Annotated in this window: 12 protein-coding genes; 1 reads left to right on the top strand and 11 read right to left on the bottom strand. The window is 29.2% G+C overall.

Features of this window, described 5'->3' with window-relative positions; all coding sequences use genetic code 11:
* Positions 1 to 8: 8 nt before the first annotated feature.
* Positions 9 to 545: an RNA polymerase sigma factor gene (locus DR024_RS07660; RefSeq protein WP_242829741.1), complete on the bottom strand. Its 537-nt coding sequence runs from the start codon at positions 543 to 545 to the stop codon at positions 9 to 11.
* A 118-nt stretch (positions 546 to 663) separates the two neighbouring features.
* Here DR024_RS07660 and DR024_RS07655 point away from each other — a divergent pair, with 118 nt between their 5' ends.
* A complete protein-coding gene (locus DR024_RS07655) occupies positions 664 to 1,641 on the top strand; it encodes an HD domain-containing protein (RefSeq protein WP_027099403.1) in 978 nt (325 codons plus the stop codon).
* 22 nt (positions 1,642 to 1,663) lie between these two features.
* Here the strand turns inward: DR024_RS07655 and DR024_RS07650 are convergent, their stop codons facing one another.
* The 10 genes from DR024_RS07650 to DR024_RS07605 form a co-directional block, all read right to left on the bottom strand.
* On the bottom strand, positions 1,664 to 2,575 hold the full coding sequence (locus DR024_RS07650) for a DUF2935 domain-containing protein (RefSeq protein WP_027099402.1): 912 nt from the start codon (positions 2,573 to 2,575) through the stop codon (positions 1,664 to 1,666).
* Between the two features lie 111 nt (positions 2,576 to 2,686).
* Positions 2,687 to 4,033 (bottom strand): DUF3329 domain-containing protein, encoded by a 1,347-nt coding sequence (locus tag DR024_RS07645; RefSeq protein ID WP_055253548.1) that lies wholly within the window; start codon positions 4,031 to 4,033, stop codon positions 2,687 to 2,689.
* A gap of 153 nt (positions 4,034 to 4,186) precedes the next feature.
* Positions 4,187 to 4,810 carry a hypothetical protein gene (locus DR024_RS07640; RefSeq protein ID WP_099327822.1) on the bottom strand — a complete coding sequence of 208 codons (624 nt, stop codon included), beginning with the start codon at positions 4,808 to 4,810 and terminating at the stop codon, positions 4,187 to 4,189.
* Positions 4,800 to 5,318: a hypothetical protein gene (locus tag DR024_RS07635; RefSeq protein ID WP_143331532.1), complete on the bottom strand. Its 519-nt coding sequence runs from the start codon at positions 5,316 to 5,318 to the stop codon at positions 4,800 to 4,802. Before DR024_RS07635 ends, DR024_RS07640 begins: the two co-directional genes overlap by 11 nt.
* A 129-nt stretch (positions 5,319 to 5,447) precedes the next feature.
* Positions 5,448 to 6,713, bottom strand: a complete 1,266-nt coding sequence (locus DR024_RS07630) for a cytosine deaminase (RefSeq protein ID WP_111918458.1) — start codon at positions 6,711 to 6,713, stop codon at positions 5,448 to 5,450.
* A 12-nt stretch (positions 6,714 to 6,725) separates the two neighbouring features.
* Positions 6,726 to 7,961: a cytosine permease gene (gene codB / locus DR024_RS07625; protein ID WP_111918456.1), complete on the bottom strand. Its 1,236-nt coding sequence runs from the start codon at positions 7,959 to 7,961 to the stop codon at positions 6,726 to 6,728.
* 306 nt (positions 7,962 to 8,267) lie between these two features.
* On the bottom strand, positions 8,268 to 9,176 hold the full coding sequence (locus DR024_RS07620) for a DUF2935 domain-containing protein (RefSeq protein ID WP_111918454.1): 909 nt from the start codon (positions 9,174 to 9,176) through the stop codon (positions 8,268 to 8,270).
* Between the two features lie 181 nt (positions 9,177 to 9,357).
* A complete protein-coding gene (locus DR024_RS07615) occupies positions 9,358 to 15,204 on the bottom strand; it encodes a GH92 family glycosyl hydrolase (RefSeq protein WP_111918452.1) in 5,847 nt (1,948 codons plus the stop codon).
* A 145-nt stretch (positions 15,205 to 15,349) separates the two neighbouring features.
* The gene (locus DR024_RS07610; protein WP_049177971.1) at positions 15,350 to 15,658 is read right to left on the bottom strand and encodes a PTS fructose-like transporter subunit IIB; all 309 of its coding nucleotides are present in this window, start codon (positions 15,656 to 15,658) and stop codon (positions 15,350 to 15,352) included.
* 20 nt (positions 15,659 to 15,678) lie between these two features.
* Positions 15,679 to 16,740, bottom strand: a complete 1,062-nt coding sequence (locus DR024_RS07605) for a PTS fructose transporter subunit EIIC (protein ID WP_049177960.1) — start codon at positions 16,738 to 16,740, stop codon at positions 15,679 to 15,681.

Raw genomic sequence — 16,740 nt, 5'->3', positions numbered from 1 at the left:
ATTATCACCTACAAATTAAATTCCTTATTTATTTCTTTCATAGTTCTATAGAGCCTATTTTTTACAGTAGACTCATTAACCTTTAATATATTAGCTATATCTTTTATTTTTAAATCCTTGCTAAAATATAAAATAAATATTTTAAGAGTTAATGAGTCCTTATCCTTTAAATATTTCCATATAGAATCACAAAGTAGCTTTTCATCATAGTTGTGTTCAACCTTTAAATCTGTTTTTAAATTAAGAAACTCTTCCTCGCTCTCTGAGGAAAAAACAGGAATAAAATTTTGACTGAGCTTTAAAATACCGTAATGTCTATATACCTCATTTCTTGCAATCCTAATAAGATACTTTTTATAATCTTTTATATTTTTATTTGATAATGCTCTATAAAACTTTAGGTATGTATTTTGAACCAAATCGCCTACATCATCTATATTTCTACATTTCGATAATATATATTTAAAAATATCCTCATAGGTTTCGTTATAAACTGATACTAATATCTCTTCTGAACTTACTTCACTCATAGCTTTAATCTCCACGCGCGTTCCCACCCTTCACTTATAATGATGATAGAATTGTATATTTAGTTTCATTATAAAATAAAATTGTGATAAAATATTATTTCATATTATAAAATCCTAATTAAGGAGGATAAAAATGATAATAAAAGATATATTATATGGAGAATTCCAGGTAGAAGACATATTTGAGATTTTAATAAATACAAAGGAAATTCAAAGATTAAAAAAAATTCATCAAGGTGGAGCTAGTTTTTTAGTTAATCCAAAATTGAATATTACTAGATATGATCATTCTATTGGAACTATGCTATTAATTAGATTGTTAGGTGGAAGTATTGAAGAACAGATTGCAGGACTTTTTCATGATATTTCACATACTGCTTTTTCTCATGTTATTGATACTGTTTTAGATAATAAAAAGGAAGACTACCATGAAATTATTTTAGAAGATGTAATAAATAACTCAGATATCCCCAAAATATTAGAAAGCAATGGTTACAATTATAAAGATATTTTGCTTCATCATGAAAGGTGGAACATATTAGAAAAATCAGCTCCTAAACTTTGTGCAGATAGAATAGACTATACTCTTAGAGATATGTATAACAATGGGATAATTACTATTGAAGATATAAAAAAATTTCTAACTAATATTAGGGTTATTAATGATGAAATAGTAGTTACATCCCTTGAAACAGGCGAATGGTTTGTAGAAACTTATTACAAAGAAGTTCTTGATTTCTTTATGGACCCTTTAAATATATATTCTAATTATAAATTTGCAGAAGTTTTGAAATTAGCCTTAAATAAAAAAATAATAACCTTAGAAGACTTTTTAAAGGATGACAATTATTTATTAACTATTTTAAGTTCCTCAAGAAACTCTGAAATAATTAATTTACTAAATTCTATTTCTCCAAATACAAAAGTAGTAGAAGATGACTCAAACTATGATATATACAAAGTCAATAAATTAAGAATAATTGACCCTACTATCTATATAAATAATACACTAAATAAAATATCTAATTTATCTTCATACATTAGACAGACAAATAAAGACGCAATCAAAAAGTCCCTTAAGGGATCTTATATAAAAATAGAAAGGAGTTAGTCAATTGGCTAACTCCTAAAGGCTATTTATTATATTTTTTTAAAATTCTTATATAATGATTAGCTTCTCTTATAACATGGTCAGAAAGAAGAGGCAATATTATTGATCTAATTTTACATTCTAATATTCCCTTTGTTCCATCCTTCTTAAAATCTCTTAGCTTAATAGTTTGTGATAAAGTATCATCAGTAACACTTAACTTTGTATCATCTGTAATACTTTCAGCTCTCTTTATTAACTTTTCAAATTCATTAGCAAATTTATTTGATTTAACAATTAATTCATTTTCGCTAGGATCTAGTAAACCTCTAATAAACAACGCATGTTCCATCATAATCTCATCCCAAAATAATTCTGTTTTTCTAATATCGCTCTTTTCTATATCTTTATTATTTTCTAATTCTTTTATGTATGCTCTATAAGTCTTTGCTTCCTCTATTAAATGTTCATTGAACATTGGATAGTTTAGTGTAAATAGTTCGCAACATAAAACATCACTTAATATCTTTATCTTAAACTCAATTAATCCATCTAGTAATTTTATAGCTCTATTATTGATATTCTTTATATAACTTATAATTCTGTCATTATCATTTTTATTCACTTTGCATTCAAGCTTATTTTCCATCAAGGTAATTTTAGTATTTATATCTATTCCTGTATAATATCTTGTTTTCTTTTCTGCATCCAAAGTATATTTAGTAATAATTTCTCCAGAATCTAATAGCTCTTGTCCAATTCGCCCATTACTTACTTTTACTACATCCTGTAATATCTTTTCAAACTTAAACTTATAGTTATCAGCTATCTTTGCTAACTTTTTATTTTTATCTGTAAATCCCACCTCTAAAAAAATTGAATGCTCTTTCATAATTCTAGCCCAAAAAAGATGCAATTCTAGTGATAAGTCAATGTACTTTTCCTTACTTATCATAATTCTCCTCCAAATAATTTTCTTATAATATATTTATTAAAAAATCTTATTTTTGTGTTAAGAAATAAAAAATAAAAGTAGCCTAACTCTACGTTAAGCTACTTTTATTCACTAATTTGCTATTATACTATCAATACCATAATATTTACTAAAGTATTTATTATGAACATAGTCTTTGTTATTACTAAAATCAAATCCACTAAAAAACCTATTTTTCTTATAATTTATCGCCTTTACTTCTATATTCAAGTTTCCTTTAGATTTTTCACTCTCTACAAAATTAATCATTGAAGAATACTCTTTATTATAATAAACTCCATTTTTTATAGACGGAATTATAGTTCCAAATATCAACAAAAACCCAATTAACGTAATAGACCAAAATAAAATATTATGTTCACTAATTAGATAATATAATTTAGAACCAAGTATACATGTTCCTAAAATAATAAATATTCCTCCACCAAAAGATGATCTCACTGAATAGGTACTTGGATATATCATCATTAAGTTAGAGATAATCGCAGATAATACTAATAGTAGGGATATAACTAATTCTTTATTCTTGCACCCATACTTATAAATATATATAGCTAATAAAGCAAAGAATAAAAGACATATTATTAAGTAATTCCGTTGTAGTACTATCTTTAAAACAGGAAGATAGTTTTCTTTAAATTTAACACTCATATCTCTTGGAATGTTATATTCATTATATTCTACTTCTGATCTAATAATATTACCTGGAGATAACATTAGAACAGCTGCCCCTATAGATGCAGATATCCCCCCTACAATACTCCATATTTTAATTCTTTTTTCTACTATTTTAGAATAAATAATATAAACTAGATTAGCTCCTATAATAATAGGAACAACATTCTCATTCCCCATTCCTGCTAAAAACCCTAATATAGTAATAACTATATACGTTTTTAAGTTATCATTTAGTTTTTTCTTGCCAAAAAAGTCTAATAAATATGGATATATATATAACATAGATAACATCATCAACCACAAATAATTAAAAGAACCAACTTCCCATAATATAGTTTCTGATACAATAGGAGCCCCAAATAGTACTAGCATATGCACTATCCATATCTTAAACCAATCATTTTCTTCATCATTAATTCCTAATGTACATTTATAAATTAAAAAACAAAATATAAAATATACTATTGTATTACAAATTGCAAATATACCTCGTCCCCACCATAAAAATAAATGTGATAAGAACATAGGAATTACTCTTCCTCCCCAGCTATTATAAAAAATTCCTAAAGACTTAAATATGTCACTAAAATTACTAATTCGCTCGCTTGTCCCAAAAATAAAAGCATAATTATAATCATCAGCATAAATAGGCTGCAAATAAGATAATATAAAAATAGAAACTAATATTATTCCTAATAAAACTATACTAAATAAATTCTTCACTACTTTTTTATTTGACACTAAATCCCTCCCTATATTACTTTTAGAATTACTCTCTTAATCCATACAAATGAATAACATCTCAATAGCAATATAATTTATCAATAAATCTAAATAAAAGAAAAAGAGATGTGGTTCTAAATATTTATGCTATATCCCTTTTAAAATATTGTTTTATAGTGCAAGCCCTAAAATAATTGCAATAATAAGTAATCCATACCCCTCTAAACATAGTTTAAATAATTTCTTTTTACTACTGCTCTTATATTCCTTCACTTCTAATTCACTGTTCTTATCCTCTATATAATGGATAAATTCCTTTACTTCAATAGGCAAAGATTTACTTGGAATAAATATATCTTCCTTAATATCTATTAACTTAATAATTAATCCAGAATGGATCTTTATTATCTGAGTTATTGATTTAAGTGGTGCTTCAATATAGGAATATTTATTTTCTCTACATATTTTATTCTCATCCACTTTAAAAGAATATATAGTATCTATATCAACAAATTGCTTTTTATATTTTTTCATACCTATCTTTTTTCCTAATAAACATATAAGAATTACTATAACTGTTATTCCTAAAAATAATAATAAAATAGCTGTAGTAATATTAGATGCAAATTTATATTTATTAAAAAGCTTAAATACGTTTATAAATACCAGTATATACCCTAATAACTTTACACAACAGGACATATAGATTTTATTAACCACCGCACTACCTACCCTATAGTTAATATACTCCCTATATTCAAATTCATTTTCAGAAGGTGAAAATTTAAAATTCATTGTAATACCACCTCACCTCTTTATATTTTTCTATATCAGAAATTATTACATCTCTTTCAACATTAAAACCATCAAAAGTCATAATACGGTTTAATACACAAGAATTTTTACTAACAAATATTATATAGCCATCATATATTCTAACTTCTTTAATTCCTTCCCATGAAATTTCTATTAATGTTTCATTCTTCTTAATAGTAAGTCCCTTTTCATTAAAATTAATTTCAATTTCTCCATGGGATTTCTTCAAGTCTATAACTACTTTATTTATATACTTTCCATATATCGTTACCCCTAAAATTATCTGTAGTACAATTAAAGCTAGAAGTATGTATATAGGATAAGATGTTTTTAAAAACATATCTTTAGTAGCAAAATAAAATAACAGAGCTAATATTATATTCACCATAGATACCATTGATACTATAAGCGGAATCAAAAATTTTCCATGAGCTTTTTTAATCATATTTATACTATTGGGATCTGTTAACTGTTTATATGAATACACTATATCTCCCCCATCCATAAATTCTCTTATTATTTTTATTGTACAATATACTTTCAATTATAACAATTAATACCATTGATGCTTTGTTTTAAAAATTAAAAGAGCTAGCATAAACTAGCTCTTTTAGTATTATCTTTTAAAAGTAATTTCTTTTTCCTCTTCTAAATTTATAAATGATTTACTTGGCAATGTTTTAGCTATTACTCTACCTTCTCTTATAGAGTATAAAACTTCTGCTCTTCTTCTTACTGCATCATAACCACTTTCAGCATTTAATAAAATTAAATTACCTGGCTTACCTATTTCTATTCCATATTTATCTTCTATATTTAATGTTCTTGCACTATTAGTTGAGATAAACTTTAGGGATTCATTTATATCATCATATCCCATCATTTGACATACATGTAACCCAAAATGAACTACTTCTAACATATTTCCTGTTCCCATTGGATACCATGGGTCAAAGATATCATCATGTCCAAAGCATACATTAATTCCTGCTTCATCAAGCTCCTTAACTCTAGTAATACCTCTTCTCTTTGGATATGTATCAAATCTTCCTTGTAGGTGAGTATTAACTAAAGGATTTGAAACAAAATTTATTCCTGACATTTTTAAAAGTCTAAATAACTTATAAGTATAAGCATTATTGTATGATCCCATTGCAGTTGTATGACTAGCTGTTACCTTGTTCTTAAGACCTGTTTCTAAAGCTCTTGTAGCTACAACCTCTAAGAATCTTGATTGTTCATCATCAATTTCGTCACAGTGAACATCAACTAATACATTATATTTTTTTGCTAATTCAAAAATCTTATTTATAGATTCAACTCCATACTCCCTTGTAAATTCAAAGTGAGGTATAGCACCTATTACATCTGCACCTAGCTTTATAGCTTCCTCAACTAGTTCTAATCCATTTGGATATGAAAGAATTCCTTCTTGAGGAAAGGCTACTATTTGCAATGTAACATAATCCTTAACTTCTTCTCTTACTTCAACCATCGCCTTTAAAGCAACTAAACTCTCATCTGTAACATCAACATGTGTTCTTATGAATTGAATTCCATTTGCTACTTGCCACTCTATTGCCTTTTTAGCCCTAGTTTTTACATCTTCTTTAGTTAAAAATTCTTTTCTTTGAGACCATCTTTCAATTCCTTCAAAAAGAGTTCCACTTTTATTCCACTCAGGTTCTCCTGCTGTTAAAGTGGTATCTAAATGAACATGTGGTTCTATAAATGGAGCAGATGCTAAAGCTCCATTTCCTTCTATAACCTCTTCCCCTTCTACTGCTTGTAAGCTTGAATCTATTTCTTTAAACTTTCCCTCTAAAATTCTTATATCAAATAACCCTTCTCTATCTAGAAGTTTAACATTTTTGATTAACATATTATCATCACCTTATTTATTAGTTATTTTTGTTCCTATTACATAAACTAACACTGTTGTTATAATTGCATTTAATGCTATAACTCCCACTGTAACAACATTTGCAACTATGAACCCTACTAAGAAGGCTACTATAGCTACCCAGTTTATATTTTTAAATTCTGTTTTTTCTATAATATCATACTTTCTCTTCTTTACGAAGAAGTAATCTGCTATTATTATTCCACCTACTGGAGGTAACATTGAATTTAAGAATGTTAAGAATGCTGTAAAGTTATTGTTTAACCATATTGCACCTACAGTTCCTATTAATCCACCTATGATTACCATTTGCTTTTTAGGCAATTTTGTTATATTTGAAAGTCCTAATGCAGCTGTATATATTGCATTATCATTTGTTGTCCATATATTTAAACCTAAAACTAATATTGCTGGTATTACTAACCCTTGTGAGAACATAACATCCGCTATATCTGAATTTCCTGTAACCATTGCTCCAACTGCTCCAAATAAGAACATTAGTGAGTTACCTATAAAGAATGCTATTACAGTTGTTGAAACTGCAACCTTCTTATTCTTTGAAAACCTTGCAAAGTCTGGTGTAGCTGTGCCTCCACTTATAAATGATCCTACACATAATGTTACAGCTGTTACTAATGTCATCTTTGTTGTTGGGTCTATATTCATTAATCCTTGAACTCCACCAACTGAATTTGTTGCCATTATAGCTGATGTACTACCTAATATTGCAATAGCTGGTACTGCTATTGCACTTAACAATGTTAGTGACTTCATACCAAAGTAAGCTGTTGCTGTCATTAGTATTCCTGTAATTCCTACTAATAAGTATAGATTTATATTAAATCTATTTGCTACTGGTATTGCAAACATTGCTATTCCAACACCAAACCAACCTATTTGAGTAATACTTGTTACAAATGATGCTAAATATGAACCTTTTTCACCAAATGAATATCTAGCTAATAAGTGCATTGAAAGTCCAGTATCAGCTCCTATATAAGCTAATGCTCCTGTATAACATGCTAGTATTAAATTTCCTATGAATACTGCTATAAAGAAATCTTTTAATGGTAAGCCTGTCCCTAAATTTCCTCCTGTCAGCATACTTGCTGAGAAAAACGTAAATCCAAGCATAACCACAAACATTGAAAAGAACCCTTTTTTATCTCTTTTATGTACATGCTCCAGTGCATAGTCACTATCATGTTTTTTTGTCTTTTGTTCCATTTTTTATCCCCCTAAATTTTATATTTAGGAAAACCAGTACTCATATTTTAAAAAAACGACCTTTCTATATAGAAAGGTCGTTATACTTAATAAAAAGATATTCACTCGTGCATCTTTTTATTTTATCTCTGCCGTATCATTTCGACCTTATTAATCTCTCTGGATTTAATTTAAAGGACTAGTTTTCTTGGATTCATTATATATTACAGTGTCGAAATTAGTCAATAGCATTATTATTTTTCCTTTTTTACTTAATTTTTAACAAATTCCTTTATTAATAACTACTCTTATCCTTATAATTATCTTTTATTCATAAGTATTTAATATTCTTATATAGTGATTTGCCTCTCTTAGAACATGGTCAGCAAGAAGTGGTAATATTATAGATTTTATTTTACAATCATCTATACCTTCTGCACCTGCTTTCTTAAAATCTCTTAATTTAATTGTTTCAGCTAATGTATCATTTGGAGCTCCTTCTATAAGCATAATATCCTTATTGTCTGTTTTTTTAATTAACTCACTATACTCATTTGCAAACTGGTTTGCTGTGCTTATCAGTTCCTTTTCACTTGGGTCAAGAAGTCCTCTTATAAACAAAGAATGTTCCATCATAATTTGATCCCAAAATAATTCAACCTTTACCATATCCTCTTCTTCAATATCTTTATCATTCTCAAGTGCATCTATATATGAATAATACAACTTGGCTTCACGTAAAATATGCTCAATAAGTAAAGGATAATTAACTGTAAATAGCTTGCAACATAGCATTTCATCTAAAATTCTTTCCTTTAACTCTATTAGGCCACTAACCAACTTTTTAGCTCGATTATTAATTTCACATACAGACTTTAACATTTTAGAATCAATATGTTTTTTAGATTCACAACCTAAAGCTTTCTCTAATATAGTTATCTTAGAATTTATGTCAATTCCTGTGTAGTACTGAGTCTTTTTTTCTGTACTTAAAGTATAGTCAGTGAAAATTTCTCCAGAATCTATTACTGATTTCCTTGGAAATCCATCACTTATTCGAATAGTATCTAATAGAAGTTTTTCAAACCTTACTTTATAACTATCTGCCTCCTTGGAAAGTTTGGAGTTTTTTGGGGTAAAGCTAGCCTCCAAAAAAATAGAGTGTTCCTTCATAATCCGTCCAAAGAACAAATGTAGTTCTAGTGATAAAGTTAAATACCTTTGACTACTTAACATAATCCTTCTCCCTAAAAATTTTATTATATTATACTATTTTAAAAATATATCTGTTAACACTTTTATTCTTTTAATAAAACTTAATCAAAAAAAGCTGACTCCTGTACAATACAGAAATCAGCTTTCATCTGACTAACTCTTTTTTATAGCTCTTCTCGATATTAGCTTTAGTTTATTTTATTTAACTTTCTCTCTTTCCTTTTAATAATAAATATAATCCACCACCTGCACTAACAATAGCATATATATATTGACTTATTGATGAAACATCTCCTGTTTTAGGAGTATCCAGACTATTACTACTATCACTATTAATACCGCCTGGTTTTTCTGATTCTCCATTCTCTTTATTAGTATTTTCCTCTTTTTTAGTTAAAGAACCTTTAGTAACCTTTAAATCACTTAATGCTTTATCAACCTCTTCTTGAGTAGCTAATTCATTATTTAAAACATCTCTAGCATTTTTTAATGCTTTAGTGAATTCAGCTACAGTAGATTCTGTATATACGCTTAAATCAATATTTTCAATATCACCAACATATTGTCTAAGCTCATCTTTATTAACCCTCTCAAATTCCATAACTTTTTTTATTGAATTCCTTAAATCAATACTAGCCTTACTAATATCCTCTTGATTAGAATTTGAATTATTATTTATATTTTTTGCTACCGCTAATGCATTATTAAATTCATCAACTATTTCTTTACTTACACCTTCTAAAAATCCTTTTTCCACCACATCATTTGCTAAATTTATATTTTTTTGTAACTCTTCTTTGTTTGTATTGATAACAAATTTAGAACTAATCTCTAAATCTTCACTTACTCCTTTATAGACTAATTTATTAGACTCTACTAGACTTGTCATATCATTTCCATTTATAATTAATGATTCTAATCTGTATCCTTCGTTTGGAATAATACTAATAAGTAGATCATCACCTTTTGCAATTTGGTTATCTATAGCCGATGTAGAAATTTCACCATTCTCTGAAGGATTCACTTTAACATTCATCATCTCAACTCTATCTTCTAGAATAACTTCTACCTTTGCATCTTCAAACGGCATTACCAGTTTAATTGTATAAACCCCATCAACTGAATTTGGAATTGTTTGTTCTTCACCGTTAAGTTTAACTGATGACAATACTTTTCCTTTTTCAATATCTTTAATTATTAATGATACTTCCTCATATCCAGTTGCTTCTGATTTACTTAATTCAACAGTAGCATCACCATTCTGGACTTCTGTTATAATTTTATAAGGTAATAAATCTCCAAACACAACAACAATTTCGGTTTCTGAAGTCAAATTATCTATTGTATACGAATTCTTTGCTTTATCAAATTCTACTTCTACACAATTAACAAATACATGACTTACTTCACCATCAAAAGTTATTGTATAAGGTCTGCCTTCATATGCTATTCCTTCACTGACACTACCTTCTCCAATTACATTGACATTAGCATCTATTTTATTTCCAAATCTAAAATAATCTACATTTGAAACATACGGTGTATCCGTATCATTTCTAAATACTAAATATATATCATGTAATCCTGGCTCAACATCCTTTATTAAATTTCCCTCTGCTAAAACATAAGTACTCCAATTATCACCTGTTATAGGAACATCTATCTTAGCAATTGGATCCCCCTCCATACCGTCAATATAAACTTCAACATATCCTCCAGCATCCTTCTTTTGAGCTGAATAATAAAGTTCTAAACTATCCTCATTACCATCAAAAGCAATATCATTATATTTTGCCCAAGTGTTCTTCTTTACGCCACCAATATTCTCACCATCATTTACTATATCTGAATGTGCAGAGCTAAACTCCTCAGCTTCTATTCGGTTTTTCGCTATCCTAATTGAATTAACTCTGTCTATAACTTTTTTTAACTCCAGATATTTATTAATAATTTCTTCTTGAGTTGAACTTTCATTATTAACAACTTCTTCAGCACTCTTTATTGCATTATTTAGTAACTCTTTTGCTACTTTTGTCATATTACTTTGATCAATAACTTTTGCATTAATTATTAATTTATTAAGTGTATCTTTATCTATTGTTGAAGTATCTCCTTCTTGTCCCAACAGCTCAATTTCTGCTAATGTTTCTCCGCCAATCAACTCTACTTTATATTTTATAAATCCTTCACAATTCTCTTCCGGTAGTTTAAATGGTCTTGTATATCGTTGCCATTCAAATTCAAGTTCATCTCTTTCATCTATAACTTTCCAGACTTCTCCATCATGGCTACCACTTAATATATATCCACTTGGAGCACTTCCATCCTTTCCAGAGGTCAAAGTCATCATTGAAATTTTAGTTGGTTTACCAAAGGTATAAATAACTTCACTTTTACCACTCTCATTTAGAATAGATGCAGTATTTGAATTGTTATCAAAAAGATTCTTAGATTCTGTTACATTTGAATATAAGCTATCTACAAGATCACTGCTATTAGGATAACTTGTTTCTTTAACACTAGCTATAGTTACATCTTCTAATGGGTCTGGTAATTCATCTCCATCTGTAATTGATGTAGGTAGTGAATTTTCACTTGATCCCCAATTTGTATTTGGTGTACTTCCCATTTCGAATTCAATAGTAGCACCACTAGCAATATCTGAGTGTTTTATATAATTTTTATTATATTCTTTTCCATTTAACTTCATAGATTGAATATAGATATTTTCATCGCTATTATTGTTAGCTATTACTTTAATGTCTTTACCATTATCTAAATGAACAGTTATTTCATCAAATAATGGTGAACCGATAGCATACTCATCATTTCCCATTGAAACTGGATAGAATCCAAGTGCTGAGAATATATACCAAGCACTCATTTCACCATTATCTTCATCTCCAATATACCCTTGCCCCAAGTCACTTCCAACATATGCACGATCTAAGATATCTCTTACATATTTTTGAGTTTTCCAAGGCTGGCCAGCATAATTATACATGTATGGGATATGATGAGATGGTTGATTGGAATGTCCATATTGTCCTAATTTAATTTCTCTTGCTTCCTTCTGTTCATGGATACCACCTATACTTTCTTCCGCTCCATATCCCCAATAGTCTCCATTGGTTTCAAAAATAGTATCAAGCTTTTCTCCTAATGCAGCTCTACCACCATATAAATTAGCCAATCCTTGACCATCATGAGGTACAGAAACTGACATATTAAATGCATTTGTCTCAGTGTAATCATCTCCCCAGAAGAAAGGATTAAATTCTTCATCAGAGTATGACCAATCTCCATTAGCATTCTTTCCTCTTAACCACTTATCTTCTACACTATCACCAGTAGATTTAAACAACTTAGAGTAATTTAGTGCTCTGTTTAAATAGTACGCTGCTTCATCTTCATAACCTAATTTCTTAGCTAATTTATAAACTCCATAATCATTTATATATCCTTCAATTGACCACGAAAAACCTTCATGTTGTATATTATGTGCTGTATATCCTTCAAATATAGATGTATTCAATTGTGCACGTCCACCATTCGTTAAATTTGAGGAATCCACTGCAACTGCTGCATTTTTAATTGCAGATTCATAAGCATTTTGCCAATCAAATTCTATTCCTTTTGCAATGGCATCACCAAAAATAATATCTGAACTTGTACCAACCATTGAATTAGTACCTCCAGGTGCAATCCATCTTGGTACATATCCCTGATCATTATAATGTTGAACTAATCCATCTAATAATTCTGTAGCTTTTTCTGGAGTAAATAATCCATATGCTGCCCATGCTGTACGATAAGTATCCCAAAAACCGTTATTATAATATAATGTTCCATCTACAACATCATGGTTTCCATATGGAGATTTATATTTCCAAACCGGCTCATCATTTGTTCCAGCATTCTCTGATAATAAATTAGGATAAGCATTTAATCTATATAAATTTGAATATAATGTTGTTAATTGATCCTTAGTAGCTCCTTTAACATCTATAGTATCTAAAGTCTCATCCCAAGTGTTTTGAGCTTGTTTAAATATTGACTTAAAATCATCATTTTTACCAATCTCAAGTTCAAGATTCTTTTTAGCTTGATCTATACTTATAAATGAAGTAGCAAGTTTTAATTCAACAACATCACTATCAAAGCTTGCAATTCCTTGTTTAGAGTTTTGTACTATTGTAGATACGGGCTTTTCTGAAAACTCACCATATATATACATTGTCTGCATACCATTACTAGTATGATTACTTGACGCTTCAAAACTTCCATCTTTATTATATTTTAATGTTCCAGAGGCTCTTGTAGAATCAAATATTATATTTCTATTTTCTGAATCTTTATCAAATGTAAATCTTGAAACAGCTCCATGTAATGTTGGAGTAACCTCCATTTGTGAATTACTTGCATTAGAACCTTCATCAAAAGTTACTGAATAATAATGTGCTTTTGCTATTTCATTATCATGTGAAAATTCAGCCTGACGTGCAGACGAATTAATTTCATCTCCACTATTAACACTTCCAATATCTATTGAAGTGTTAATCATAAATTGCCATGTTCCACGGTCTCCAACCCAATATGATGGTTCATGTGATATAGTAATATGTTTAAATGTGTTACCATTTAATTGATAATTGTAAATTTTGTTATCATCTCCATTTGTAGCTGGCACAAAAAAGTTGAATCCGTGTGGTACTGTTACTGCTGGTGCAGTTAATCCACGTGAAAAACTTGGTGAATCATTCGTTCCACGTAAAATATTTACATAATCAGATTTATGCTTAAATTCAACCAACTTTTCATTATAAATTTCTATATCATCTATAAATGTTTTAAATTCAGCATCATTAGACTTAGTGTTTTCATCATTGTCATATGCAACTAGAATATTTTTTATAGTTTTATTCTTTGCAACGCTTCCTATATTGCTTGCTATATAATTCCATTGATTTGTTGTTAATATCTTACTATCTCCTTGTGCTTGAGGATTCAATTTAGTATCATATTGATCAATTGCTCCTAACTCACTTAAAAATGATCCATCTGTAAACTCTACATCAACTGCAATATGCATTTGTGTATAATCATAATCATAATCAGATTCATCAATCATACTAGGAAAAATTTTATAACTTAAATTTGTGTTTTCTTTTACTTTTATATTTAAATCTTCATAAATTACATTATATGAATAAGCTCTTTCATTTCCTATATGGGTACCTGCTACTTTTAAAGCATTAGTTCCACTCCATCCTTTACCTGAAGCTTGATTCCAAGTTCCTGTTGGTCCTTTAGAAATAGTTGTTGTCATACTCTCAATAGTATTATTATCTTCTTTTATACCAGTTCCAAGATTTAATTCTGAAAATTGCCCCATAGTACGATTACTGCCTGCTATTTCATTAATTACTATCTTGAAGAACTTATATTCTGAAGGATTCTCTATCCTATATTCTTTTCGCTCAAATCTTTTGTTAAAAACTTGATTTGTTTGTGAATCTATTTTTGTCCATTCATCTCCATCATTTGATCCAAATAAATTCCAACTCTTGGGATCACGCTCTGGCGAATCATTAGCTGATACAATTTGATAACGATCCACCTTTACTTTATCTTTAACTTCAAATGAAACCCAAACTGGATTTGATTCATTTATAGCGCTTCCATTATAAGCTAAAAATTTTGTATTTGTTGAATCATCAAATAAATTTTGTGCAATTTCATTATCATTATGCGATTTGCATGACTTAATACTAGATTTTATAATTTTGTTGTTTATGCTTCCATCAATAAAAACTGGTTCTTCAAGACCAGATACATTAATACTTCCTTTTGTATTATCAATAGTTGTCTCTAAAAATTCTTTATTTTCTTCATTATCTTCAAAAGATGTTTCAAATAGAACCTTTTTTCCTTGTTTTTCTGGAATAAACTTATCTACCATTGCAAAAACAGTAGTACAATTCATTGTTGAAACAGTAAAAGCCGTTACTAATAAAGTCGTAAGTATTTTTTTACTCTTAACTTTCATTTTTTTCTTCCTTTCTCTATATTTAATTTATTTAGCTTCTATGACCACATAACGAAAATCGTCTCATCTAGTACTAATAAAGAAAGTAGATACAATAATTTTATTACCTATATCTACTTTCTAAATAATTGACTAATCTTTAATATTAGCTAAATTTTTTCACTATCTTTTCTATTAATGCATCTGCTCTTTTTATCACATCAGACACACCCATTTTTATAACCTTTTTACCTTTAAACCTTTCTTCTCCTTTAATTGAGACATCATTAGTTAATATCACACATACTGCTTCACCTATATCTTTTTTAGTTAAAGGATTTTCTATTCCTGCGCCCCCTTGAGTTTCAATAATAACCTCAACTCCATGTTTTTTACCTGCTAAAACTAGCGCTTCTGCTGCCATATAAGTATGTGCAACTCCTGATGGACATGATGTTACTCCAACAACTTTCATAATCAATCTTCCTTCCATGTTTATACTTCTTCAAACTCTAATTCAAAATCTTCCTCATCTACTTTAATCTTCTCATTATTAGTGTTTTCCTTCTTAAGCAAATTAACCATTATTGCAGTTACAAATGCCCCTACAACTACGCCAATAATATATCCAATTTTACCCTCAACTACTGGTAGTACTATAAGACCTCCCCAAGGAGCATGATTTAGTACCCCAAGTAAAAATGGTATAATATTTCCTACTGCAGCTCCTACCATAATTGATGGAATAACACGTAGTGGATCATTTGCTGCGAAAGGTATTGCACCTTCTGTAATGCCTACACATCCCATTAAAAGAGCACCTTTACCTGCTTCTTTTTCTTCTGTATTATATTTTTTAGGAGCTAATAAGGTAGCTAGTCCCATCCCTATTGGCGGAGTACATATAGCAACACCTACGCCTCCCATTAAATAAGGTAATGTGTCTACTTGAGTTTGTGCAAATAATGTAGCAACTTTATTTATAGGACCACCCATATCAAATGCTGTCATACCACCTAGAATCGTAGCTAGTGGAATTTTACCTGCATCTCCCATTCCAGCTAACCAATTTGTTAATCCTTCCATAAGGCTTGCAATTGGTGTTCCAATTACCCAAATTACAATAGCTCCAGTAACAAATGTTCCTATTAATGGATATAAGAATATAGATCCTAATGACTTCAATGAAGTTGGTAATTTAATCTTCTTCAATTGCTTAACAACATAGCCTGCGATAAACCCTGCAGCCATTCCGCCTAAGAAACCAGCACCTACTTCTTTGGCTAAATAAGCACCAAGCATACCAGGAGCTAAACCTGGTTTATCAGCAATAGAATACGCAATATACCCTCCTAGAACTGGTATGAATAATGTTAATCCTGCTTCCCCTATCTTTGCTAATCCTGCTAACCATCCTTCAGTTGGTGTTGCTGGAACATCATTTAGCATAACCGATAGTGAAAATAAAACACCTCCTGCAACTATAAATGGAATCATATGCGATGTTCCTGTCAATACATGCTTTTTTAGTGTAGCTAAACTTTTTTTCCAATCCAT

This window comes from Clostridium paraputrificum (assembly GCF_900447045.1).
In the GTDB taxonomy this organism is placed as follows: Bacteria; Bacillota; Clostridia; order Clostridiales; family Clostridiaceae; genus Clostridium; species Clostridium paraputrificum.
Note: the sequence above shows the minus strand (reverse complement) of the source record. Positions and strands in the feature narration are given on the sequence as shown.